This is a genomic window from Phenylobacterium sp., assembly GCF_030654915.1.
Taxonomy (GTDB): domain Bacteria; phylum Pseudomonadota; class Alphaproteobacteria; order Caulobacterales; family Caulobacteraceae; genus Phenylobacterium.
The window spans coordinates 1-22,713 of the sequence record NZ_JAURWM010000278.1; the positions used below are offsets into that span (position 1 = coordinate 1).

Below are 22,713 nucleotides of genomic sequence, written 5' to 3' on the forward strand. Positions count from 1 at the left end.
GAGCGCATCTGCACGTCGTCATTGGCCATCTTCATGGCGTCGTAGTTGAAGGTGTAGCGGCGCGAGCCGCGGGCCTTGGCGGCCCAGATCAGGGTCTCGTGGGCGTTGGTGAAGCGGGTGCCCTTGAAGTTCGGCATCGGGTTGGCCTTGCGCCAGACGATGTCGTTCAGCAGCCAGAAGCCGAGGTCCTGCAGCGCCGAACCCACCCGGAAGATGTTGTGGTAGCTACCGATCACCCATAGCGCGCCATCGTCCTTCAAGACCCGGCGGCACTCGGTCAGCCACTCGCGAGTGAACTTGTCGTAGGCCGCGAAGCTCTCGAACTGGTCCCAGTGGTCATCGACCGCATCGACCTTGGAATTGTCGGGCCGCAGCAGGTCGCCGCCGAGTTGGAGATTGTAGGGGGGATCGGCGAAGACCAGATCGACCGACTTCTCGGGCAGCTTCTTCAGCTCCTCGATGCAGTCCCCGTGGATGATGGTGTCGGTCGAAACGCCCATGTCACTAACCTCGATGTCCGGAGTCAGAATCCTGAGTCATCGTGGTGAAGGGGGAGTTGAAAAACGTGGTTAGCGAAAGGTAAATCGTGCGCGAACCGCATAAAAGCGGCGCGGCGCCCGTCTGGCTCGCCCAAAACCCCTGGTGGCGACCTGGCCGATCTTGCCAAGCGAATCACAATGAGGTTGGCGTGCAGGATGAAGCAGGCGCTCCTTGTCGTCGATGTCCAACCGAGCTTTTCCCCGCCGCCTGACCTGGTGCGCGATATCTCTCGGCTGGCGGTCCGCATGCCGAGCATCGCCACCGTTGAACGACACAACGAGGCGGTCACGCCGTTCGAGCGCCAGCTGGGGTGGAAGCCGGGCCTCGCCGACGACAGCCTGGTGTCCGCCGACCGGGTGTTCGCGAAGCACGGCTATCTGCCGCCGCTCGAGGCGATCGAGTATCTGCGCGGCCTTGGGACCGAGCGGGTGCTGGTCTGCGGCATCCAGGCCGACACTTGCGTTCTGGCGGCTGGGTTCGCCCTGTTCGACGCGGGGCTTCACCCGACCCTGATCCCTTGGCTCAGCATCGGCTCGTCCCTGGACCGGTCAGGCGAACTCGGCGCGCGCCTGTGGCGACACCACTTCGGCGCGGTCCTCGCTGGCCCCGATGAACTGATGATCGACTAAGCGGCGCTAGGCGGGATCTCGCCACCGGACCGAGGCGCCGTGCGGGTGGACGTCGGCCAGAACGCGTTCCTCGCCGCCCGGCCAGAGGGTGAGGCGAACCTCCATCCCGGCCATGTTCTCAGGTGGCGGCTCCATGCGCAGCCAGGCCAGCGGCGCCTGGGCGGTGGCGCCGAGGCCGAGATATTCGATGGTCTTGCGCAGGGCTGCCTGACTCTCGTGCGGCATGTATTGCCAGAAAACCGAGTGATAGATGACGGTCGCCGTTCCAGGCGCGGGGCCTGCCGTTCGCGCGGTCCACTCGACGGCGTCGGCGGCCTCCACCCCGATGTTCAGCGCGAGGGCGACATCGATGGCGGCGCGCAGGCGCTCAAGCCGCTCGAACTGATCGGGCCAGACATAGGCCAGCAGCCGGCGGCGCTGGACGGGATCGGTGAGATCGACGGGCCTGCGGTCGCAGGCCGCGCGCTCGACCACCGCGACCTTGGCCTCCAGCGGCGGCAAGGGGCCCGACCACTCCGTAGGCAGATGCACCGTGCTGTCGGGGCCCCAGGCGGCGTCGCCCAGGATGTAGCGATAGCGGTCCCAGGAGAGGTTGAGCCCGGCGCTGGCGGCGATCTCGAAACAGCGCAGCGGCAGGCCGGTTTCCTGGGCGATGGTCAGGAAGCCGCCGAGCAGGCAGACGGAGCGACGGACCTCGTTGGTCTGCGGTTCGTGTTGCATGAAGGCGACCAACTGAGCCTGGCGCTCGGTGATGGCGCGGGCGGCCTCCTGCCAGGCGGCCTCGGCGTTGGCGGTCTCGCCGGGCTTGGGATAGGTGGCCGCCAGCGCAGCGGCCTCGCCGCTCAGCACCAGGTCGTGCAGGGCGCCCAGCAATCGCAGCGGCACAGCGGCGGCGATGATCGCCTTGAGGTCGTACCCCATCCATGGCGCCAGCAGGGTGGTCACTGCACCGCCGGCCTCGAGATCATCGGCGGCGTGGTTCAGCAGCTCGGCGTGGAACGGCGAGCCCAGATGCGCGCAGGCCTTGGACTGCAAACCTAGGGCTTGGGACAGATCGTTGCTCATGCCCCAACGAATGTGCGCGGGGGCCAAAGCGTCAATCTTGATTCACCCCGTCAATCGACGATCAGTTCGCCGCGCTCGATCAGCAGCAGGCGCACGGGCTCCCAGCCACGTCGATGGATCGCGCAGGGGCCGAGCGTGCGGAGCGCCTCGACATGAACCTGGGCGTGATAGCCCTTGTGGGCGGCGAAACCGTAGCCGGGATAGACGCTGTCCATCTCGGTCATCAGTCGGTCGCGGGCCACCTTGGCGAGGATCGAGGCCGCGGCGATGGACGAGGAGATCGCGTCACCCTTGACCACGGTCTTGATCTCGCAGGGCAGATTGAAGCGATAGTTGCCGTCCACCAGGGCGAAGGCCGGGGTGATGGCCAGCGCCTCCACGGCGCGGCGCATGGCCAGGCCCGTAGCCTGCAGGATATTGAGGTCCTCGATCTCCTCGACCGAGGCCAAGCCGACGCCCCAGGCCAGGGCCTTGTCCTTGATGTCCAGTTCCAGGGCCGCGCGCGCCTTGGCGGTCAGCTTCTTGGAGTCGTCCAGGCCCTCCGGCAGCCGGTTCGGATCTAGAATGACCGCGCCGGCCGAGACCGGGCCGGCCCAGGGACCGCGTCCGGCCTCATCCACCCCGCAGACGGGGCCGGGACAGGCCATTTCCAGCATCATGTCGGGCATCAGCGGCCCATCCGTTTCACCTGGGCGTGCCGGTGGCAGCAGGTCAGATGGTCGTTCACGAAGCCGGTGGCCTGCATGAAGGCGTAGACGATGACCGGGCCGACGAACTTGTAGCCCTTGGCCTTCAGCGCCTTGGCCATTTCCTCGGCGACGCGGGTTTGGGCCGGCACCTGGTCGATGCGCTCCCAGTTGTTCTGGATCACCCGGCCGTTGGTGAAGCTCCACAGGAACTGGGAGAAGTCCTCGCCCGTCTCGCGCATGTCGAGATAGATTCGGGCGCCGTTGATGGCCGCGTCGATCTTGGCGTTGGAGCGGACGATGCCGGCGTCGGCCATCAGCCGGGCGCGGTCGGCCTCGCCGAAACGCGCGATGATCTCGGGATCGAAGTCGGCGAAGGCGGCGCGAAAGGCGTCGCGCTTGCGCAGGATGGTGCTCCAGGAGAGCCCGGCCTGGAACCCGTCCAGCACCAGCTTTTCCCACAGCGCGCGCGAATCGTATTCCGGCACGCCCCATTCGGTGTCGTGATAGGCCTCATAGAGCGGGTCGCCGGCCATGCCGCGCCACCCGCAACGAATCGGATCGTCGGTCATGGCGCTGAGTTTTGGCGCTCGGGCCGGCCCCTATCAAGCGGAGCCTGCAGCATGGCGTTCGAGAGCTTCCAACTGTCGCGCATCGATACGGGCGAGGCGACGCTGCGGGTTCGCCATGGCGGGTCCGGCCCGCCCCTGCTTTTGCTGCACGGTTATCCTGAGACCCACATGATGTGGGGCAAGATCGCCGATGACTTGGCGCGCGATTTTACGGTGGTGGCGCCCGACCTGCGCGGCTACGGCGAAAGCTCCAAGCCCGCGACGACCGAGGATCACGAACCCTATTCGAAGCGCGCCATGGCCCGGGACGTCGTCGCCCTGATGGCCCGGCTAGGCTTCGATAGCTTCAACGTCGCCGGACACGACCGGGGCGGGCGGGTCGCCTATCGCCTGGCGCTGGATCGGCCCGAGGTGGTCCGCAAGGTCTCGGTGCTGGACATCATCCCGACCGCCGATGTCTGGCGGCTGGCCGACCGGCGGTTCGCATTGGCCTATTGGCACTGGTCGTTCCTGGCCCAGGCCCATCCGTTCCCGGAGCACTTCATCGCCGCCGACCCGGTGCACTTCGCCTTCCGTATCGCTGCCGGGGCGTCGATCTTCGAGGCTCACGCCTATGCGGACTATGTGAAGGCGCTGGGCGATCCGGCGGTCATCCACGCGATGTGCGAGGACTATCGCGCAGGGGCCCGTTACGACGTCGTCGCCGACGAGGCTGATCGGGGCGTGCGCAAGATCGCCGCGCCGCTGCAGGTGCTGTGGGGCTCGAAGGGGGCGGTAGGCGCCTGGTACGACCCGTTGGCGATCTGGCGCGACTGGGCCGACGACGTCACCGGCCAAGCCATCGACGCTGGGCATTTCATCCCCGAGGAACGGCCCGCCGAGACCTTGGCGGCGCTGCGGGCGTTCTTCCTCTAGACGGCCGCGGGCGGATCGCCGGCGGCGCCGATCCAGTCGGGTCGCTCGGTTCGGACGCTGAGGCCATCGGCGGTGAGGTCGCCTTCGGCCACGCGGTCCAGCCGCACCAGGGCGATGGCTTGGCCCTCGATCCCTGAGAGCACCTCGCCGGCGCGTCGCTCGCCGTTCAGCAGTTCCGACCCTGAGGCCGGGGCAGGACCTTCAAAGCGGATCGGCAGCATGCGGCTCTTGATCTGGCCACGACGCTTCATGCGCGAGGTGGTCTCCTGGCCGATGAAGCAGCCCTTTTTGAAGTCGATGCCATGCAACAGGTCGAAGTTGGCTTCGATGGGATAGGTTTTTTCGACGCCCCAATCGGACGGGCCGGGCACGCCCAGCGTGAGGCGGTGGGCGTCATAGGCGGCTTCATCGACGTTTGGCGTGGCGCGCACGCCGTAGCCGCGCCAGCCGAGGGCGTCCAGTCGCGGGTCGGCGATCCAGCCCACGCCCGGATCGGCGCCGAAGGCGGCGAATACCGGCGTGTCGTCGGCTGTGATCTGCGCTTTGGCCCGCAGGCGGTACATGGTCAGGCGCGCGATCAATGTCTCGCGATGGGTGGTTTCCACATCGATCCACACCCCGGCGTCGCGGCCGATCACGAACAGATCGAACAAAAGTCGGCCCTGCGGGTTCAGCAAAGCACCGAAACGGGCCTCTCCCGGCGCCAAGGTTTCGACGTCCTGGGTGAGCAGCCCCTGCAGGAAGCTTCGCCAATCCTCACCGGAAACCGCGATGAGCGCTCGGCTGGTCAGGGCGGCGATGGAGGGATTTGTCGTCATGGATCAGCAGTTAAGGGCTCGGCGGGTGGAGCGCCAGCGGCAGGAGCCCTATAGAAGGACGATGGCGCACGGGTCCTTCCCGATTCTGTTCATTACCGCGACCCGGATCGGGGACGCGGTGCTGTCTTCCGGCCTGATCCGCCGGTTGCTGGAAGAGATCCCCCATGCCCGGTTCACAATCGTCGCCGGCCCGGCCGCCGCGCCGCTGTTCGCCGACACGCCGAACCTTGATCGCGTCATCGTTTTCGAGAAATCCAAGAACGGCGGCCACTGGCTGCGGCTCTGGCGCCAGGTGCGTCGTCGCAAGTGGGGCCTGGTCGTCGATTTGCGCGGCTCGGCGATTTCTCAATTCCTGAAACGCGAACGCCGCGCGGTATTCAAGCGCAACGCCGGCCCGCCGGTGCACAAGGTGGTCGAGGCCGCGCGGCTGCTGAAAATCGAGGGCGATCCGCCCGCGCCTTACCTTTTCACCTCAGAAGCGACCGAGGCCTATGCCCGCGAACTGACTGCCGGCAAGGGGCCGATCCTGGCGCTGGCGCCGGCCGCCAACTGGGGCGGTAAGACATGGCCGGTCGAGCGTTTCGCCCAGGTCGCCGCGCAACTGCTGGACGGCCCGTTGTCCGGTGGTCGGCTGATGCTGCTGGGCGGCCCAGACGACATGCAGGCGATTTCGGCCCTGCGCAGCGTGATCCCGCGCGAGCGGACCATCGACCTGGCCGGCAAGGTCGAGCTGCTGGCGGCCTATGCCTGCCTGAAACACGCCCGGCTGTTCATCGGCAACGATTCTGGCCTGATGCACTTGGCCGCCGCGGCCGGCACGCCGACCATCGGCCTGTTCGGGCCGTCGGATGATCAGCTCTACGGCCCGTGGGGCGAAAATACCCGCGTGGTGCGCGGCCCGCGCAGCTTCGAACAGATCCGGGCGGTTGACCCGGGGCTTTCGCAGGCGCTCTGTCACATGATGGACCTACCGGTGGAGACGGTGACCGCCGCCGCCAAGGACCTGCTCGCCAAAACCCAGACCTAACTCAAGACCCAGGACCACACATGCCCGAGACCTTCGACCTCATCGTTAGGGGTGGCGAGGTGGTGAACCACGCCGGCCGGGGGTTCGCCGATGTGGGCGTGCGCGACGGAAAGATCGTCGAGATCGGCGACCTGTCGCAGGCCTCGGCCGGCGAGATCTTCGACGCCAAGGGCCTGACGGTCCTGCCGGGCGTGATCGACACCCAGGTTCACTTCCGCGAACCCGGCCTGGAATGGAAGGAAGACCTGGAGACCGGCTCGCGCGCCGCGGTCCTGGGCGGCGTGGTCGCGGTGTTCGAAATGCCGAACACCGAGCCGACCACCACCGATCCCGACTCGCTGACCGACAAGCTCGCCCGAGCAAATCACCGCATGCACTGCGACCACGCCTTCTATGTCGGCGGCACCCATGAGAACGCGCCGTTCCTCGGCGAGCTGGAGCGCCTGCCGGGCTGCTGCGGCATCAAGGTGTTCATGGGCGCCTCGACCGGCAGCCTGCTGGTTCAGGACGACGAGGGCATCGAGCAGGTCCTGCGCCATGTGAACCGCCGCGCGGCCTTCCACTCCGAGGACGAGTACCGCCTGGCCGAGCGCCGGCCGCTGGCCCGCACCGGCGACTGGACCAGCCACGAGGAAGTGCGCGACGCCGCCTCGGCGCTCGAATCCACCCATCGCCTGGTTCGCATCGCCAAGGCGCTAGGCAAACGCATCCACGTGCTGCACGTGACCACGGCCGAGGAAATGACTTTCCTGGCCCATCACAAGGATGTCGCCACCGTCGAGGTGACGCCCCAGCACCTGACCCTGACCGCGCCCGAGGCCTATGAGCGGCTGAAGGGCTACGCCCAGATGAACCCGCCGATCCGCAACGCCTATCACCAGGCGGGCCTGTGGCACGGGATCGCGGCCGGCATCGCCGACGTGCTCGGCTCTGACCACGCTCCGCACACCAAGGAAGAAAAGGCGCGGCCCTATCCGGCCTCGCCCTCGGGCATGCCCGGCGTGCAGACCCTGGTGCCGGTGATGCTGACCCATGTGGCTGAGGGGCGCCTATCCCTGGAGCGCTTCGTCGACCTGACCAGCCACGGCGCGAACCGGGTGTTCGGCATGGCCGACAAGGGCCGGCTGGCGGTCGGCAACGACGCCGACATCACCATCGTCGATCTCAAGGCTCGCCGCACCATCAGCCATGAGGACATGGCCAGCCGCGTCGGCTGGACCCCGTTTGACGGCTTCGAGGCCAAAGGCTGGCCGGTGGCCACCATCATCCGCGGCCGGGTGGTCATGCGCGATGACGAGATCGTGGCGCCGAGCCTGGGCGAACCTGTTCGCTTCTCCGAAACGCTCGGCGGCTAGGCTTCCCTCACCTGGGGAAGACCTTGGCGTCAGTGCGCCGGACGTGACAGGCTTGGTCACGACGGGTAGCGGGGGAGTAGATGTCGCGAGCGGGCGACAGTGTTGAGTTCAGCGGCCTCGGACTGGCCTTCGTCCAGAGCATCGAGCCGCGCGCCTTCCTTCGGCTGAGCCTGAAGCACGGCTTGCTCAATCTCGTCACCCTGTCGGGGCATCGGTTCTGGGGGCAGAGCCAGGTGCGCCGCCGGATCTGGGGTTCGATGGGGCTCTATGGCGAGCCGCTGACCTATGTCGGGGGCGGCCGAGAACTGTTCGCGGGCTTCCTGCTGAAAGTCCTGACAATCGGCGGGCCGTTGCTGGCCGCCGTTCTGGCCGTGCAGGCCTGGGGTCCTCTTCGGGGCGCGTTGGTCGCCACCGCCGCCTGGCTGATCATCGCCTTTGTCGAGGGGCTCGGCCGGTTCGGAGCTTTTCTCTACACGGCCAGCCGAACGGAGTGGCGCCGAGTTCACTTCGAGCTGCATGGCTCGCCGCTCGACTTCGCGCTCTCACACATGAAAGACGCCTCGCTGGCCTTGGTGACGCTCGGATGGTGGCTCCCGGTCGCACATCGGCGGCAAGCCTGGAGCCTTTGGGGCGGGCTGTCCTTCATGGGGCAGGGGCTGGGCTTCGACATGGCGGCCTCGCGCCGGCGGCATGTCTACAGCGCCTTTGCGATCGGCTGGTTTGGCACGGTGATGATGTTGCTGTTCGCAGGCGGAATTCTGCTGGGTCTTACATCCGGTGTTGTGCTGGACCTGGTGTCGGCAAGCGTCGGGGAGGTGGCGGCGCTCGTTGTGATGGCGTTGGTGCTGGCGGTGCTGTTGGCTGCGGCCTGGGCGCCCTATCAGGCCGCGCGGTGGAGTTCGATCGCGGCCGGCCTCGGCTTCTCGCTGCCGATTTGCTGGTGGAACATGGCGGGTCTGAACGCCGGCAACGCGCTTTTGCGGCTGGCCTCGCTGGGCGTCCTTGGCCCCTTCGTCCAGGCCCGGACCAGCGCCTTCATGCTGCAGCGGCTGAGCGGCACCCTCTGGCTCGGATAATTTCCTGGGCGCCTGTCGACTCGGGGCTAGGTGGCGCGTCTACCCTTCGACGCGGCGGTCGTGTCGCACAAAAGGGGTGAGAACCATGCAGTACATGCTTTTGATCTACGAGCCGGAAGACGCCTACGAAGGCCCGGCGGGCGAGGCCAAGCTGGTCGAGGTAGTGGCCAAGTACACGGCTCTGTCGGAGGAGATGGCGACCAATGGCGTTCTGCGCGGCGGCGACGGCCTGCAGCCAAGCGCGAGCGCCACGACCGTCAAGACCTTGGTCGGCGGCGGCCATAGCCTCCACGACGGACCGTTCGCAGAGACCCGCGAACACTTGGGCGGCTACTTCCTGCTCGACGTTCCGGACCTCGACACGGCTTTGTCCTACGCACGCAGGGTTCCGGTCGCCGAGGGTGGAATGGTCGAGGTCCGGCCCGTCGCGCAATACTGATGGAAGACGCCGGACGGGCGATGGCGGCCGCGCGGCCCAAGGTGGTCGCCGCGCTCGCCGCCCGTCTGCGCGATCTTGACATGGCCGAGGAGGCCTTCGCCGAGGCCTGTGTGGCGGCGATCGCGGCCTGGCGCCGCGAGCCGCCGCGAGATCCCGCCGCCTGGCTGTGGCGGGCCGCGCTTCACAAGGCGTTCGACGCCAAGCGCCGCCTCGCCGTCAGGGCGCAGGCCGTCCACGACGAACGTCCAGCCGCGCCGACGCCCGAGGATGACCTCCTGGCGGCCGACGAGCCCATTCCCGACGAACGGCTGCGGCTGATCTTCGTCTGTTGCCATCCCGCTGTCGGAGCCGAGGCGCGGGCCGCCCTGACTTTGAAGGTCGTCTGCGGGCTGTCGACCGAGCGCCTCGCCAGGGCGTTCCTGGTGGCCGAGCCAGCCATGCTGCAGCGGATCACGCGGGCCAAGCGCAAGACCCGAGATGCGGCTGTTTCGTTCGAGGTTCCCGCCCGCGAGAGCTGGAGCGAGCGGCTGGAGGCGGTGCTGGCCACGCTCGAGATCGCCTACGCCCAAGCCTATCAGGACGCAGCTCTGGCCGACGATGGCGCGCTCTTCGCGCAAGAGGTGTTACGGCTCTCGGGGGTGCTGGTCGAACTCATGCCGCGCGAACCTGAGGTCCTGGGCCTGGCCGCACTCGTCCGTTTCGCCGAGGCGCGGCGTCCGGCCAGGCTGGACGCCGACGGCGCCATGATCGCGCCGTCGCTTCAGGACGACCGCCTCTGGCGTGCCGACCTGATCGCGGAGGGAACGCATTTGCTCGACAGCGCCGCGGGCTTTGGTGTCCTCGGCCCGCGCCAATTGATGGCGGCCATTCACGGGGCGCACCTGTCGCGTCGCGAAACCGGGATGACGCCGTGGGCCGATATCGTGGGGCTCTACGACGCGTTGATGAACTTTCGGCCTGACCCGGTGACCGCCGTGAACCGCGCCGTGGCGGTCGGCGAGGCGCGGGGGATGAGCGCCGGTCTCGCGGCGCTCCAGGAGATCCCGGGCGGTGGTCGATTGGCGAGCTGGCTCCCTTACCAGGCGGCGCGTGCGGGGCTTTGCGAGGGAGCGGGGCTGCTGGCCGACGCCGCCGGCGCCTATCGTGCGGCCCTGGCGCTGAAGCCCGCGCCGGCCGAGCGCCGCTATCTCGAACACAGACTGGCGGGGCTGGCGCTGGCCCGCTAAGGCTAGGGCATGGACGCTAAGATCCGACTTTCGAACGCCCCTTTCCGCGACGCTCGCTACGCGCCCCGGCAGTTGCAAGTGGAGGAAAGGCCGGGCGGCGAGCGGGTGCTGACCAACCCGGCGGCGTTCTCCACCGATTTCACCATTGTCACCCAGGCGCTCGACCGCTGGGCCGTTGAGGCGCCGGCGCGCACCTGGCTGGCCGAACGCTCCGGCGAGGGCTGGCGGACGGTGTCGTTCGTCGAGACGCGAGACGCGGTTCGCGCGATCGCCGGCGGTCTGCGCGAACTGGGCGTCGTGGGAGCCCGGCCGCTACTGATCCTCGCCCGCAACGGTATCGACCACGCGTTGGTGAAGTATGCGGCGATGAGCCAGGGCATGCCCGTCGCCCCGGTCTCTCCGCAATACGGCCTGCCCGGCGCGAACCTCGCACGGCTGGCCCACGCCGTGGAGGTGCTGAACCCCTCGGCGATCTATACGGAAGACGCGGCGCTGTTCTCCGAGGCGCTGGAAGCCCCGTTCCTGGCCGGCCTGCCGGTGATCGCCGGTAAGAACGCGCGGCCGGGCGACGTGCCGCTGGAGCGGCTGGCGCGGGCAGGCGGCGTCGACGCCACCGCTCGCCCCGATGACCACGCCAAGTATCTGCTGACCTCGGGTTCCACCGGCCTGCCCAAGGCGGTGATCTGCCTGCACCGGAATATCGCGATCAATTCGGCCCAGATCACCGCCTGCTTCGCGGACGACGAGCCGCCGGTGATGGTCAATTCGGCGCCGTGGAGCCACAGCCTGGGCGCCAACTCGATCCTGCAGATGGCGCTGCATCGCGGGGGCACGGTCTATATCGACGCCGGCCAACCCGTCGCCGGCCGCTTCGCCGAGACGGTGCGGAACCTGAAGGAGGTTTCGACCACCTATCACAACATGGTCCCGGCCGGCTGGATGCTGCTGGCGGGCGAACTGGAGCGCGACCAGGACCTGGCGCGGACCTTTTTCTCCCGCGTGCGCGTGCTGCAGTATGGCGGCGCCTCGCTCGGCCAGGACATCTCCGACCGTATCCAGGCCGTGGCGATGGCCACGGTGGGCGAGAAGATCAGCTTCGCCTCGGGCTATGGCGCGACCGAGACCGGTCCCACCGCCTGCAACGTCCATTGGCACAACGAGCGCATGGGCCTGATCGGCCTGCCGGTGCCGGGCACCTCGGTGAAGCTCGTTCCGGCCGCGGGCAAGCTCGAGTTCCGGGTGAAGGGGCCGCAGGTCACGGCGGGATATCTGGGGCGGCCCGAGCTCTCCGCCGAGAGCTTCGATGAGGAAGGCTTCTACCGGCTGGGCGACGCGGCCCGGTTCGTGGAGGCGGCCGAACCGGCTCAGGGCATGGCCTTCGACGGCCGTATTTCCGAGAATTTCAAGCTGGCCAGCGGCACCTTTGTCGGCGTTGGCGACCTGCGGGTGAAGGCGGTCTCGGCCGTGGGCGACGCGGTCACCGACGCGGTGGTCTGCGGCGAGGGCCGAGAGGGCGTGGGCCTGTTGTTCTATCCCAACCCGAACATGTCGCCGCAGGAAGTCGTGGTGGCCGTGCGTATGGGGCTGGAGCGCTTCAACGCCCAGGCCAAGGGCGCAGGCGGCCGCATCAGCCGCGCCTTGGTGCTGGACAGCCCGCCAGACGCGGGCGCCGGCGAGATTACCGACAAGGGCTACATCGCCCAATCGCTTGCCCGCTCGCGACGCGCCGAGGCGGTCGAGCGGCTGTTTTCCGATCCTGTTTCATTTGACGTGATGGTGTTCTGACATGAACGGCGCTGACGCTCTGATCGAGACCCTGGTGGCCAACGAGGTCACCGCCTGCTTCGCCAATCCGGGCACCAGCGAGATGCAGTTCGTCAGCGCGCTGGACCGCCAACCGGCCATGCGCCCGGTGCTCTGCCTGTTCGAGGGCGTGGCGACCGGCGCGGCCGACGGCTATGGCCGCATGGCCGACAAGACGGCTTGCACCCTGCTGCACCTGGGTCCCGGCTACGGCAACGGCCTGGCCAATCTGCACAATGCGCGGCGGGCCTTCACCCCGATCGTCAACGTGATCGGCGACCACGCCACCTATCACCGCCAGTACGACGCGCCGCTCAACTCCGATATCCCGACCATCGTCGGTCCGAACTCGATCTGGGTGAAGTCGGCCGATACGCCTGACAGCGTCGCGGCTATCGCGGCCGAGGCGGTGAGCGCCAGCTACGGCCCGCCCGGCGGTCCGGTCAGTCTGATCTTGCCGGCCGATTCGGCCTGGTTGCCGACCGCCACCAAGCCGGTGATCGCCGAGGTTCCCGTGCGCGCCGGGCCGTCGGGTGAGGCGGTCGACACCGTCGCCAAGGCGCTTCGCGCCGCCGCCAAGCCGGTGCTGCTGCTCGGCGGCCAAGCCACACGCGCCGAGGCGCTGGTGCAGGCCAGCCGCCTCGCCGCAGCGGGCTTCCGCGTCCTGACCGACACCTTCATCGCGCGCCAGCCGCGCGGCGCCGGTGTCTTCCAGCCCGGTCGCATGCAGTATTTCGGCGAAGCGGCCCTGGCCGATCTGCAGGGTGTGGACCTGATGGTCTATGTCGGCACGGTCACGCCGGTCGCCTTCTTCGCCTATCCCGACCGGCCGAGCGTGCTGGTCCCCGAGGGCTGTGAAGCGCTCACGCTCTCGACGCGACAAGAGGACTCGGTCGCCGGCCTCGCCGCCTTGGCTGACGCCTTGGGCGCGCCGGCTTCGGGGCCGGTGCAGCCGCTGAAGATCGCCGACGCCGCGCCGACCGGGCCGCTGACCCCGCAGACGGCTGGGGTCTCCATCGCCCGTCACCTGCCGGAAGGGGCGATCATCTGCGATGACTCCGTCACCTCGGGCGGCGGCGTCGCCGTGCCCTGCGGCACCGCCAAGCCGCACGATGTCCTGGCCTTGACCGGCGGGGCGATCGGCATCGGCGGACCTCTGGCCATCGGCGCGGCTGTCGCCAAGCCTGAGAGCAAGGTCGTCTCGCTGAACGGTGACGGCTCGGCGATGTATACGGTCCAATGCCTCTGGACGATGGCGCGCGAGAAGCTGGACGTGACGGTGGTTGTGTTCGCCAACCACAGCTACCGCATCCTGAACATCGAGATGGGCCGCACCGGCTCTGGAAATCCTGGTCCTTCGGCCTCCAAGCTGCTGGATCTCGGTGATCCCAAGATCGATTGGGTGTCGCTGGCCAAGGGCCTGGGCCTGCCGGCCGTCCGCTGCGAAACCGCCGAGGATTTCGACGCCGCCTTCGCCCGCGCCATGGCTGAGCCCGGCCCGAAGTTCATCGAGGCGGCGATCTAGTCCGGTTGCAGTTGCGAAGTATTTTTGCACTGCAGCGTTGATTTTTTGTGCGTCGCAACATAGATAGTTTCCAGCGAAAGGAAGCGATCATGTTTGCTGATTTTGAGAACGTCGAAGGCCAACTGGCCACCTATCGGGTTGTGAACGCCTTCATGGGCAAGGTTCTGGCTCGTCTGCGCGGCTTCAATGACGGCCACCTGACCTCGTCCCACGCTTAAGCCCGGCCAGCCCCAGGGCTGACGCCAGAATGAGAAAAGGCCCGCGGGGATGTCCGCGGGCCTTTCTGTTTGGGCGCTGCTAGACGGCGGCGGCTTTCTGAAGCCGGGCTTCGATCCCACGCTCCAGCTCGTCCATCGTCGCCAGGAAGCTCGCCTCCAGGTCCACGTCGTAGAGCCGGGCCAGGGTCATCACGCTCCACAGGCAGTCGGCCAATTCGTGGGCCAGCTTGTTCTGCACGTCGGGGATGTCGCGCACACCCTCCTTGGCCTGCACCAGCTTGGCCAGGTCTCCCACGTCGCCGACGAACCCGAGGGCGACCTCTTCGGCGCTCCAGGCGCGTCCATGCCGGAGCGTCTCAAGCTTGGCGTAGAGTTGGCGCACCCGCCAGGCTCGCTCGGAAAGGTCCTTGAACCCTGACATCGTGCTCCCTCCCAGATTGGGAGGAAGCCTAGAGCGACAAGCGCCCACGAAAAAGGCCCGGGGTCGCCCCCGGGCCTTCGTCGTTTAGCTAGGCAGTGTCGCTTAGACGTTGCCCGGCAGCTTGCAATCCTTCGAGAAGGCGCAGCCGGTCGTGGTCAGCGGGGTCAGGTCGGCGGCGTACTCGATGATGTAGCCCTTCAGGCCGTCCGAGCAGGCCACTTCCATGTAGGTCGTGCCCTTGGCGGTCTTGCCGATGATGCGGCTGTTGGAGACCGTGCACTCGTTCTTGCCGAGCTTCTTCAGGTCGGCCGTGATCAGGGCGAGGCCCGTTTCCGGCTTGGTGAAGGAGCAGCGGTAACCGGCGATCGGCGCGCGCGCGCAGTCATAGACGATCGGCTTGTCGTTCGGGCCGCCGAAGACGCCGACGCCGCCGTCGGGACGGTTGGAGCAGGCCATTTCGACGATGTCCTTACCGGCCGGGCCGGGGAAGGGCGCGTACTTCGAGACTTCGCAGTTGAAGCCGGCGGCCTTGGCCAGCTTGGTGTAGAGGCCGTTCTGCTCGGTCACCGCTTCCTTGGCGTCGGTGAGCGTGCAGCCGCCCATGACGGTCGAGGCCTTGGCGCACTCGTAGGTCTGGGCCAGCTTGCCGTTGTCGACGCGGAACATGAAGCCCTTGCCGTCGGCGCAGGCGGCTTCAAAGAAGCTTGAGCCGGACTGCGATTGACCGATGTACTTGCGGTCCTTCACGACGCAGGCGCCGCCCGATTGGGCGGCGAGGCCGTCGACCACCGCCAGACGCGAGGCGGCGTCACGCAGGGTGCACTTAATGTTGCTCTGGGCATTGTCGTAGAGCATGCAATCGGTGGCTTCGACGGGCTTGGCCGGGTCCATCGGAGAACTGGTCTTCACGATGAAACCCTGGGCGCTGCCGGCGCAGGCGATTTCGATATAGGTCGCCGTGGCGCTTTGGCCGACGCCGCGAACCTGTTCGGGCGTGCATTGGATCTTGGCGGCGGCGATGATCGGGGCCAGATCGGCCTTCGGATCGGCGTTGCCGGGCAGCTTGCAGCTCAGGCCGGACGGCGAGCCGTCGGCTTGCGGATTGTTCGCCTCGATGCAGGTGAACGAGGTCGTGGCGCCGCCGACGACCGACGACAGGACGAAGCCGACGCCCGTATCGCAATCGATCTCGTAGAAGTTGGTCGACGTCTTGGCCTTCTTGTCATCGACCTTACCGACAAAGCGGGCGTCGGTGATGTTGCAGGCGATGCCGGCGGCCTTCGCCAGGGCGGGGGCCTCAGCCATCCCCTGGGTGCGCGCCTTTTCAGTAATTTCCTCGACCTTCTTAGGTGCGGAGGTGGCCGCAGGCGCCAAGGCCAGCAAGGCCAGAGTGGCGGCCAGCCCGGTGATGAATGGCCTCATGGGTTTAAATCTCCTGGGTAGTTCCCTAAGGGCGGACATAAGCCTCTGACGGCTCTATGGGTCAAGTTTGTCGTGAACAGCGTCTGAACCAAGGCGTCGGTTGCATGCATTGCGGGTTTGCTCCCGCTCCCGGCACGTCCGAAAATGGGCGCCGGCGATATGGAGGAGGCAGTTTTGCGCGACGGATTCGAAGAGGTCTACGAGCAGGCCCCGCGACCTAAACTGACCTATCCCTTTGAACATGGACCGGGAACGGGCGAAGCCATCGACATCGCGCCAGGCGTTAAGTGGCTGCGGATGCCGCTGGGCGGGTCGCTGGCCTTCATCAATGTCTGGGCCATCGAGGAAGAGGGCGGCTGGGCGATCGTCGACACCGGCATGGGCGGTCCCGACACTCAGCAGGCCTGGCGCAAGGCCTTCGCCGAATCACTCGGCAATCGCCCAGTCACGCGCGTCTTCGTGACGCACATGCATCCCGACCACATCGGCATGGCCGGCTGGCTGACGCGCAAGTTCCAATGCCGGCTGTGGATCACCCGCCTGGAATTCCTGATGTGCCGCTCGCTGGCGGCCGACACGGGTCGCGAGGCGCCGGCCGATGCGCTGGACTTCTACCGGGCGGCCGGCTGGGACGAGGAGGCGTTGGAAAACTACCGCGCCAAGTTTGGCGGCTTCGGGCGCGGTCTGCACGCGTTGCCCGATAGCTTCCGCCGGCTGAACGACGGCGACGAGATCGAGATCGGCGGCCGGACCTGGCAGATCGTGGTGGGGTCGGGTCACTCGCCCGAGCACGCCTGCCTGTGGTGCCCGGAGTTGAAGCTGTTCATCTCGGGCGACCAGGTGTTGCCGAAGATATCCTCGAACGTCTCGGTCTTCCCGACCGAGCCGGACGGCGATCCGCTGACCGAATGGCTGACCACCCTGGAGGCGATCAAGGGCCGGGTGCCCGACGATGTGCTGGTGTTGCCGGCGCATAATGCGCCCTTCCACGGCCTGCACGCGCGGATCGACCACCTGATCGGCGGCCATGAGCGGGGCCTGACGCGGCTGCACAAGCTGATCGCCGAACCGAAGCGGGCGGTCGACGTCTTTCCGGTGCTGTTCCGACGCAAGATCGACGAGTGGGTGCTGGGCATGGCCACCGGCGAGAGCCTGGCGCACCTCAACTGCCTGATGACCCGTGGCGAGGCCGTCAAGGAAACCGACTCAGGCGGCGTCGTCTGGTACAGGGCGAGCGCCTAGGTATACGCTGTAAGTATTAGGGAGCGCATTTTCATGTCCGATCACATTCTCATCGAAAAGTCCGGCGGCGTGCTGACGCTGACCATGAACCGTCCGGACAAGAAGAACGCGCTGACGCGCGCCATGTACCAGTCGCTCGGCGACGCCATCGACCAGGCGGCCTTCGACAAGGATGTCCGTTGTGTTCTGATCCAGGCCAATGGCGACATGTTCACCGCCGGCAACGACCTGGCCGACTTCGCCGCCGTCAACGCCGGTGAATCGAACGCCAGCGAGGCTCGCCGCGGCGGCAATCCGCTGTTGGCCGCCCTGGCCCGCGCCACCACCCCGCTGGTCGCCGCGGTGAACGGTCGCGCGGTCGGCGTCGGCGTCACCATGCTGCTGCATTGCGACCTGGTCTATGTGTCCGAAGACACCCTGCTGACCACGCCGTTCGTGAACCTGGCCCTGGTGCCGGAAGCGGCCTCCAGCATGACCTTGCCGAGCCGTATCGGTCATACCCGCGCGTTCTCGATGTTCGTGTTGGGCGAGGCCGTCGACGCCAAGAAAGCCGTCGACTGGGGCATCGCCAACGCCGCCGTACCGCTGGCCGACCTGCGCGCCAAGGCCCTGGCCGCGGCCCAGGCGATCGCCGCCCGTCCGCCGGCCGCCGTCGCCATCACCAAGGCGCTGATGCGCGATCCGGAAGGCATCGCCGCACGCATGGACGAGGAAGGCGTGCACTTCGCCGCCCAGCTCAAGTCCCCGGAAGCCAAGGAAGCCTTCGCCGCCTTCGCCGAGAAGCGCGCGCCGGACTTCGGAAAGGTCGCCTAAGTCCCATGATCAAGTCCCGCTTCGAAGCCTTCACCCCGGCCCGCATCGTCGTGAACAATTACGACCTTGAGGGCTGGAACATCATCGTGACGGGCGGCGCCAGCGGCATCGGGGTGGAGACAGCCCGAGCCCTGGCCGGAGCGGGAGCCGACGTCATGCTGGCGGTCCGCGACCGCGTGGCCGGCGAGCGCGTCGCCGCCGAGATCAACCAGAGCATCGGCGCCGACCGGGTGCTGGCCGGGACATTGGACCTGGCCAGTCTCGGCTCGGTAGGTTCGTTCGTCGACGCCTGGGGCGACCAGCCGCTGGACGTGCTGATCAACAATGCGGGCGTCATGGCCACGCCGTTGCTGCACACGGCCGAGGACCTGGAACTGCAGATCGGGACCAACCACTTCGGTCACTTCGCCCTGACCATGGGCCTGACCCGGGCGCTGATGAACGCCTCCGAAGAGGACCGGCTGGCGCGCGTCGTCCAGCTGTCCTCAATCGGCCACCGACGCAGCGGCATCAACTGGGACGACATCCACTATCGCACCCGGCCCTACGACAAGTGGGAGGCCTATGGTCAATCCAAGACCGCCAACTCGTTGTTCGCCGTGGGCTACTCCGCGCGGTTCGAGGAACATGGCGTCACCGCCAACGCCGTCATGCCCGGCGGGATCATGACCCCGCTGCAGCGCTATCTCCCCCAGGAGGAGATGGTCGCCATGGGCTGGATGGACGACGAGGGCAATGTCCGCGAGGGCTTCAAGACGACCGAGCAGGGCGCGTCGACCAGCGTCTGGGCGGCGGTCGGCGAGGAGCTTGAGGGGATCGGCGGGCTCTATCTCGAGGACTGCCACGAGGCCGCGCCCTGGACCAAGGACGATCCGGTCCATGGGGTGATGCCGCACGCCCTGGACCCAGAAGCGGCCGAGCGCCTCTGGGTGATTTCGGAAGAAACCACGGGACTGGGATCATGAGCCTGCAAGGCAAGACGCTCTTCGTCACCGGCGCGAGCCGCGGCATCGGCCTGGCGATCGCCCTGCGCGCCGCCCGCGATGGGGCCAATATCGCCATCGCCGCCAAGACCGCCGAACCGCACAAGCACCTGCCGGGCACGATCTATACGGCGGCTGAGGAGATCGAGAAGGCCGGCGGCAAGGCGCTGCCGCTGATCGTCGATGTCCGCGACGAGGCCAGCGTCTATGACGCGGTGGAGAAGACCCTCGCCGCGTTCGGCGGGATCGATATCTGTGTGAACAACGCCTCGGCCATCCAGATGACCGGCACGCTGGCCACCGACATGAAGCGCTACGACCTGATGAACCAGGTCAATGCGCGCGGTACGTTCCTGACCTCCAAGGCCTGCATTCCTCACCTGATGAAGTCGGCCAATCCTCACGTCCTGATGCTGTCGCCGCCGCTGGATATGAGCCCGCGCTGGTTCGAGGGCCACACGGCCTACACCATGGCCAAGTTCGGCATGAGCATGTGCGTGTTGGGCATGGCGGCCGAGTTCAAGGCCGACGGCATCGCCTTCAACGCGCTCTGGCCGCGCACCGGTATCGCCACCGCGGCGATCAAGTTCGCCCTGGCCGGGGAAGAGGGCATGAAGCAGTGCCGCACGCCGGAGATCATGGCCGACGCCGCCCATGCGATCTTCGTGAAGTCGGCCCGCGAGTTCACCGGCAACTTCCTGATCGACGACAGCGTCCTCTACGCCGAGGGCGAGCGGGACTTCGACAAGTACCGCGTCGACCCGACCGCGCGGCTGATGCCGGACTTCTTCGTGCCGGCCGACTCCGTCCCACCGCCCGGCGTTGTCGTCGGATGAGCGTGACGATACGGGAGGCGACCCCCGCCGACGCGGCGCTGATCTACGGCTTCATCCGCGCCCTGGCCGAGTACGAGAAACTGCTGGGCGAGGTCGAGGCGAGCGAGGCGGACCTTGCCGGGCACCTGTTCTGCGAGACGCCGCGGCTGTTTTGCGACATCGCCGAGGCGGACGGCGAGCCGGTCGGCTTCGCGATCTGGTTCTACAACTATTCGACCTTCAAGGGCCGGCACGGGATCTATCTGGAGGACTTGTTCGTGGTCCCGGAAGCTCGCGGACTCGGCGCCGGCAAGGCGCTGTTGCGCGCCCTGGCCAAGCGCTGCGTGGCTCAAGGGTTGGCGCGGCTGGAATGGGCGGTCCTGGACTGGAACGCGCCCTCGATCGCCTTCTACGATTCGCTCGGCGCGGCCGCGCTGAACGAGTGGATCACCCGGCGGATGACCGGCGAGCCGCTGAAGGCCCTGGCCGCCGGCTAAAGCTTGAGGCCGAGCCGGGGGCCGATCCAGGTCATCAGTAGGTAGAGCCCGACGGTCAGGCCGCAGCCGAGCGCCAGCGCCGTCCAGAAGGGCGTGCCGCGCCGCAGCAGGGCCGGGATCACCAGGAACATCGGCAGGGACGGCAGCACGAACCAGAAGGTGGCCTCGGCGTGGGCGGCGATCCGCTGGACGTCGCCGGTGTCGCGCCACAACCAGATCATGCCGAGGATCGAGACCAGGGGCAGGGAAGCCACCAGGGCCCCGAAGCCCGGGCTGCGCTTGGCGATCTCGGAGATCGCCGCGATGATCGCGCCCGACAGCAGCGCCTTGATGATCAGATAGGCCAACCAGCTTCCCCCAATTCGCGGCGAGCTTGCCGCGTGCCGCGCATGTTGGTCGAGGGGAAAAGGCCGCGGCCGGTCAGGTCACGTCCGAGATCGCCAAGCTTAGGTTGGTGTTCAGCAGTTCGTCAGCCAAGGCTCCGTCGGGGACCGCGCGGGCCAGCATCAGGGCGCCGACCATGCGTGTGACGACGCCGAGCGCGCGCTCGCGGCGGCCGGGACCTGGGGGCAGGCGCTCCTCGACCGAGGCGATCATCTGTTCGACCCCGGCGGCGAAGACCATCTTCAGATCATCGGATTGACGTCCCACGTCGCCGCCGAGGGCCGCGGCGGGGCAACTCCTGCCCGGAGCCTTGCGCGCGGCCGGGGAGAGATAGTGGGCGAGCATCTCGGGCAGATCGCGGGCGCGTTCGCGATGCCCGGCCATGGTCGCGAAGGCGGCGCCTAACGCTTCGGCCGCCAAGACGTCCTTGGACTTGAAGTGATTGTAGAAGCCGCCGTGGGTGAAGCCCGCCGCCTTGGTCAAATCACCGACGCTGACCCCGTCGAAGCCCTGTTCGCGGAAGAGCGTGGAAGCGGCGCTGACGATGCGGTCGCGGTTCTCGCCGGCCTGCGCCTTGCTGATTTTCATGGCTGCCCTCTTGACGATCTGCTGGACTCAATGATGATGATCGTCATTGTTGAAGTCAAGGCGGCGATGGCGTCGCTGTTCAAGGGAGCCGGCCCATGCCGCTTTGGAAGATCTATCACCCGGTCGCGGCGTTCAGCGCCGAGCAGAAGAAGGGGCTGTCGGAGGCGATCACCGCGCTCTACAGCCGTCTGCCCAAGTTCTATGTGGGCGTGGTGTTCCAGGAAGTCGCGGCGGACTCGTTCTATGTCGGCGGTGAGCCGGCGGACAATTTCGTGCGCATTTGGGTGGACCACATCGCCCGAACCCTGCCGACCGCCGAGGCGCGGACCTGGTGGATCGGCCAGTGCGACGCCGCGTTGGCGCCCTATATCGGCGACCGAGGGTTCTCGTGGGAGTTCCACATCGATGAAACCTCTTACGAACTCTGGTCGATTGAGGGCCATCGCCCACCGCTGCCGAACACCGAGGACGAGCAGCGCTGGTTCACCGAGAACAAGCCCAGCCCGGTCGGGCCGCGCGAGCCGGCCTGAAGCCCGGCCTAAACCGAGATGTCGATGATCATCGGTTTAGGCGCCTCGCCACGCCTGGCGGCGTCGGAGACCTCCGCCTTGAGGGCCGCTTCCATGGCCTCCTGCACCCGGCGGGCCACTTCGCCTTCGATCGCCGCCAGGTCGGTCGACCCGCCGCGTTCAGCGATGACCTCGGCGCGGATTTTCTCCTTCAGCTTCGCGAGCTTCTGTTCCTGGGCCCAGGCGTAGATGCCCTTGTCGCGGATCTGCTCCAGCTCCGACTGTTGGCGGATCTTGGCGGCCTCGGCCTTTGGGGCGGCCAGATCGGCGGCGCTGGGCGGAGTCGATCTTGCCGAGTCGGTCTTGCCGACCTGGTTCAAGGCGCTCAGCGGATCGGACGCAAATAGGCTGTTTGCGAGGCTGGATGCGCCGACTTGCATGCGATGGCTCCCCTAGTCGGTTAGACTGCAGCAAAAATCGGGCCAACCGGCGAGCTGATCGTCTGGGGAGGAGAACGCCATGAGCGCACCACCGAAAACCGTCCTGGTCGCCACACCGGAAGAAGAGGCCGCGATTCGTCAGGCGGTGCGCACGGCCGAGGGCAAGGTCGTGGCTGGGCCCGAGCATGTGGAGGGGCTGACCGCCCTGCTGTCGGACCCGCGGGTGTCCGATCCGATCTATGACCTGCCCCGGCCCATCACCCCTGAAAATGTCGCCCGTTGGGTGGCCGAAAGCGAGGCCCTGCGCCAGGCTGGCGAATGCGTCTTGGCCGTGAACCTGGACGAGGCTGGAGAGGTCATCGGCTATTCGCGGTTCGCGGTCTGGCCGGACCGCTCGTCGGCCGAGATCGCCGGAGCGACGCGCGCCGATCGCCAGAACAGCGGCCAGGGGCGGCTGGGCGTGGCGCGTTCGATCGCCTGGATGTTTGAGACATTGGGCGTGCGGCTGATCGGCCTGACGGCGGCCCTGGACAATGTGCGCTCGGCCGCCGCCATCGACGGGGCCGGGTTCGAGCGGATGGGCGAGCGCGAGAGCATGCGCCCCGACGGCTCGATCCGCCGTTCGATCTATTGGGAGATGAGCCGCGATCAATGGACCCGGCTGCACCGGCTCTAGGCCCGGATATGAAAACGGCGGCGACCCCG

General features: G+C 67.4%; 27 protein-coding genes. 17 read left to right on the forward strand and 10 right to left on the reverse strand.

The window, feature by feature from the left end:
- A partial coding sequence (locus Q7T84_RS14635) for a site-specific DNA-methyltransferase (RefSeq protein ID WP_304810230.1) occupies window positions 1-500 on the reverse strand: 500 nt, incomplete at its 3' end.
- 195 nt (window positions 501-695) lie between these two features.
- Here Q7T84_RS14635 and Q7T84_RS14640 point away from each other — a divergent pair.
- On the forward strand, window positions 696-1,169 hold the full coding sequence (locus Q7T84_RS14640) for a cysteine hydrolase family protein (RefSeq protein WP_304810232.1): 474 nt from the start codon (window positions 696-698) through the stop codon (window positions 1,167-1,169).
- Between the two features lie 6 nt (window positions 1,170-1,175).
- On the opposite strand, the gene Q7T84_RS14645 is transcribed toward Q7T84_RS14640, so the two are convergent.
- The 3 genes from Q7T84_RS14645 to Q7T84_RS14655 are packed head-to-tail and all read right to left on the reverse strand — an operon-like array spanning window position 1,176 to window position 3,492.
- Window positions 1,176-2,234 carry a DUF2332 domain-containing protein gene (locus Q7T84_RS14645; protein WP_304810234.1) on the reverse strand — a complete coding sequence of 353 codons (1,059 nt, stop codon included), beginning with the start codon at window positions 2,232-2,234 and terminating at the stop codon, window positions 1,176-1,178.
- A gap of 50 nt (window positions 2,235-2,284) precedes the next feature.
- On the reverse strand, window positions 2,285-2,902 hold the full coding sequence (locus tag Q7T84_RS14650; RefSeq protein WP_304810236.1) for a ribonuclease HII: 618 nt from the start codon (window positions 2,900-2,902) through the stop codon (window positions 2,285-2,287).
- Window positions 2,902-3,492: a DNA-3-methyladenine glycosylase I gene (locus Q7T84_RS14655; RefSeq protein ID WP_304810238.1), complete on the reverse strand. Its 591-nt coding sequence runs from the start codon at window positions 3,490-3,492 to the stop codon at window positions 2,902-2,904. Before Q7T84_RS14655 ends, Q7T84_RS14650 begins: the two co-directional genes overlap by 1 nt.
- Window positions 3,493-3,543: 51 nt before the next feature.
- Here Q7T84_RS14655 and Q7T84_RS14660 point away from each other — a divergent pair, with 51 nt between their 5' ends.
- Window positions 3,544-4,407: an alpha/beta fold hydrolase gene (locus Q7T84_RS14660; RefSeq protein WP_304810240.1), complete on the forward strand. Its 864-nt coding sequence runs from the start codon at window positions 3,544-3,546 to the stop codon at window positions 4,405-4,407.
- Here the strand turns inward: Q7T84_RS14660 and Q7T84_RS14665 are convergent.
- Window positions 4,404-5,225, reverse strand: coding sequence for a folate-binding protein YgfZ (locus Q7T84_RS14665; protein ID WP_304810242.1), 822 nt, complete (start codon window positions 5,223-5,225; stop codon window positions 4,404-4,406). The genes Q7T84_RS14660 and Q7T84_RS14665 overlap by 4 nt on opposite strands.
- 61 nt (window positions 5,226-5,286) lie before the next feature.
- On the opposite strand from Q7T84_RS14665, the gene Q7T84_RS14670 reads away from it, so the two are divergent.
- The 8 genes from Q7T84_RS14670 (at window position 5,287) to Q7T84_RS14705 (ending at window position 13,894) form a co-directional block, all read left to right on the forward strand.
- Window positions 5,287-6,252 (forward strand): glycosyltransferase family 9 protein, encoded by a 966-nt coding sequence (locus Q7T84_RS14670; RefSeq protein WP_304810244.1) that lies wholly within the window; start codon window positions 5,287-5,289, stop codon window positions 6,250-6,252.
- A 20-nt stretch (window positions 6,253-6,272) separates the two neighbouring features.
- Window positions 6,273-7,607 carry a dihydroorotase gene (locus Q7T84_RS14675; protein ID WP_304810246.1) on the forward strand — a complete coding sequence of 445 codons (1,335 nt, stop codon included), beginning with the start codon at window positions 6,273-6,275 and terminating at the stop codon, window positions 7,605-7,607.
- A gap of 80 nt (window positions 7,608-7,687) precedes the next feature.
- Window positions 7,688-8,683, forward strand: a complete 996-nt coding sequence (locus Q7T84_RS14680; protein WP_304810248.1) for a DUF898 family protein — start codon at window positions 7,688-7,690, stop codon at window positions 8,681-8,683.
- 85 nt (window positions 8,684-8,768) lie between these two features.
- Window positions 8,769-9,122, forward strand: coding sequence for a YciI family protein (locus Q7T84_RS14685; protein WP_304810250.1), 354 nt, complete (start codon window positions 8,769-8,771; stop codon window positions 9,120-9,122).
- Window positions 9,122-10,348 carry an RNA polymerase sigma factor gene (locus tag Q7T84_RS14690; protein ID WP_304810252.1) on the forward strand — a complete coding sequence of 409 codons (1,227 nt, stop codon included), beginning with the start codon at window positions 9,122-9,124 and terminating at the stop codon, window positions 10,346-10,348. Before Q7T84_RS14685 ends, Q7T84_RS14690 begins: the two co-directional genes overlap by 1 nt.
- Window positions 10,349-10,357: 9 nt before the next feature.
- Window positions 10,358-12,133 (forward strand): feruloyl-CoA synthase, encoded by a 1,776-nt coding sequence (locus Q7T84_RS14695; protein ID WP_304810254.1) that lies wholly within the window; start codon window positions 10,358-10,360, stop codon window positions 12,131-12,133.
- A gap of 1 nt (window position 12,134) precedes the next feature.
- Window positions 12,135-13,676: an acetolactate synthase large subunit gene (locus tag Q7T84_RS14700; RefSeq protein ID WP_304810256.1), complete on the forward strand. Its 1,542-nt coding sequence runs from the start codon at window positions 12,135-12,137 to the stop codon at window positions 13,674-13,676.
- An 89-nt stretch (window positions 13,677-13,765) separates the two neighbouring features.
- On the forward strand, window positions 13,766-13,894 hold the full coding sequence (locus tag Q7T84_RS14705) for a hypothetical protein (RefSeq protein ID WP_304810258.1): 129 nt from the start codon (window positions 13,766-13,768) through the stop codon (window positions 13,892-13,894).
- 79 nt (window positions 13,895-13,973) lie between these two features.
- Here Q7T84_RS14705 and Q7T84_RS14710 read toward each other — a convergent pair whose 3' ends face one another.
- Together Q7T84_RS14710 and Q7T84_RS14715 are read right to left on the reverse strand one after the other, a co-directional pair.
- Window positions 13,974-14,315 carry a MazG nucleotide pyrophosphohydrolase domain-containing protein gene (locus Q7T84_RS14710; protein ID WP_304810260.1) on the reverse strand — a complete coding sequence of 114 codons (342 nt, stop codon included), beginning with the start codon at window positions 14,313-14,315 and terminating at the stop codon, window positions 13,974-13,976.
- Window positions 14,316-14,417: 102 nt separating this feature from the next.
- A complete protein-coding gene (locus tag Q7T84_RS14715; RefSeq protein WP_304810262.1) occupies window positions 14,418-15,737 on the reverse strand; it encodes a hypothetical protein in 1,320 nt (439 codons plus the stop codon).
- A gap of 174 nt (window positions 15,738-15,911) precedes the next feature.
- Here Q7T84_RS14715 and Q7T84_RS14720 point away from each other — a divergent pair, with 174 nt between their 5' ends.
- From Q7T84_RS14720 to Q7T84_RS14740, 5 genes are read left to right on the forward strand one after another with little or no spacing between them, the layout of a single operon-like run.
- Window positions 15,912-16,979: an MBL fold metallo-hydrolase gene (locus tag Q7T84_RS14720; protein ID WP_304810264.1), complete on the forward strand. Its 1,068-nt coding sequence runs from the start codon at window positions 15,912-15,914 to the stop codon at window positions 16,977-16,979.
- 33 nt (window positions 16,980-17,012) lie between these two features.
- On the forward strand, window positions 17,013-17,792 hold the full coding sequence (locus Q7T84_RS14725; RefSeq protein WP_304810267.1) for an enoyl-CoA hydratase-related protein: 780 nt from the start codon (window positions 17,013-17,015) through the stop codon (window positions 17,790-17,792).
- A 5-nt stretch (window positions 17,793-17,797) separates the two neighbouring features.
- On the forward strand, window positions 17,798-18,757 hold the full coding sequence (locus tag Q7T84_RS14730; protein ID WP_304810269.1) for an oxidoreductase: 960 nt from the start codon (window positions 17,798-17,800) through the stop codon (window positions 18,755-18,757).
- Window positions 18,754-19,611 carry an NAD(P)-dependent oxidoreductase gene (locus Q7T84_RS14735; protein WP_304810271.1) on the forward strand — a complete coding sequence of 286 codons (858 nt, stop codon included), beginning with the start codon at window positions 18,754-18,756 and terminating at the stop codon, window positions 19,609-19,611. Before Q7T84_RS14730 ends, Q7T84_RS14735 begins: the two co-directional genes overlap by 4 nt.
- Window positions 19,608-20,087 carry a GNAT family N-acetyltransferase gene (locus Q7T84_RS14740; RefSeq protein WP_304810273.1) on the forward strand — a complete coding sequence of 160 codons (480 nt, stop codon included), beginning with the start codon at window positions 19,608-19,610 and terminating at the stop codon, window positions 20,085-20,087. The genes Q7T84_RS14735 and Q7T84_RS14740 overlap by 4 nt, the downstream gene beginning before the upstream one ends.
- On the opposite strand, the gene Q7T84_RS14745 is transcribed toward Q7T84_RS14740, so the two are convergent.
- Together Q7T84_RS14745 and Q7T84_RS14750 are read right to left on the reverse strand one after the other, a co-directional pair.
- Window positions 20,084-20,434 carry a DUF3147 family protein gene (locus tag Q7T84_RS14745; protein WP_304810275.1) on the reverse strand — a complete coding sequence of 117 codons (351 nt, stop codon included), beginning with the start codon at window positions 20,432-20,434 and terminating at the stop codon, window positions 20,084-20,086. The two genes, Q7T84_RS14740 and Q7T84_RS14745, sit on opposite strands and share 4 nt — an antisense overlap.
- Window positions 20,435-20,507: 73 nt before the next feature.
- Entirely contained in the window at window positions 20,508-21,059 is a 552-nt protein-coding gene (locus tag Q7T84_RS14750; RefSeq protein ID WP_304810277.1) for a TetR/AcrR family transcriptional regulator, read from the reverse strand.
- Window positions 21,060-21,154: 95 nt separating this feature from the next.
- On the opposite strand from Q7T84_RS14750, the gene Q7T84_RS14755 reads away from it, so the two are divergent.
- The gene (locus Q7T84_RS14755; RefSeq protein ID WP_304810279.1) at window positions 21,155-21,589 is read left to right on the forward strand and encodes a tautomerase family protein; all 435 of its coding nucleotides are present in this window, start codon (window positions 21,155-21,157) and stop codon (window positions 21,587-21,589) included.
- Window positions 21,590-21,597: 8 nt separating this feature from the next.
- Here the strand turns inward: Q7T84_RS14755 and Q7T84_RS14760 are convergent, their stop codons facing one another.
- The gene (locus tag Q7T84_RS14760; protein ID WP_304810281.1) at window positions 21,598-22,008 is read right to left on the reverse strand and encodes a hypothetical protein; all 411 of its coding nucleotides are present in this window, start codon (window positions 22,006-22,008) and stop codon (window positions 21,598-21,600) included.
- 79 nt (window positions 22,009-22,087) lie between these two features.
- Here Q7T84_RS14760 and Q7T84_RS14765 point away from each other — a divergent pair, with 79 nt between their 5' ends.
- Window positions 22,088-22,684: a GNAT family N-acetyltransferase gene (locus tag Q7T84_RS14765; protein ID WP_304810283.1), complete on the forward strand. Its 597-nt coding sequence runs from the start codon at window positions 22,088-22,090 to the stop codon at window positions 22,682-22,684.
- Window positions 22,685-22,713: the final 29 nt, after the last annotated feature.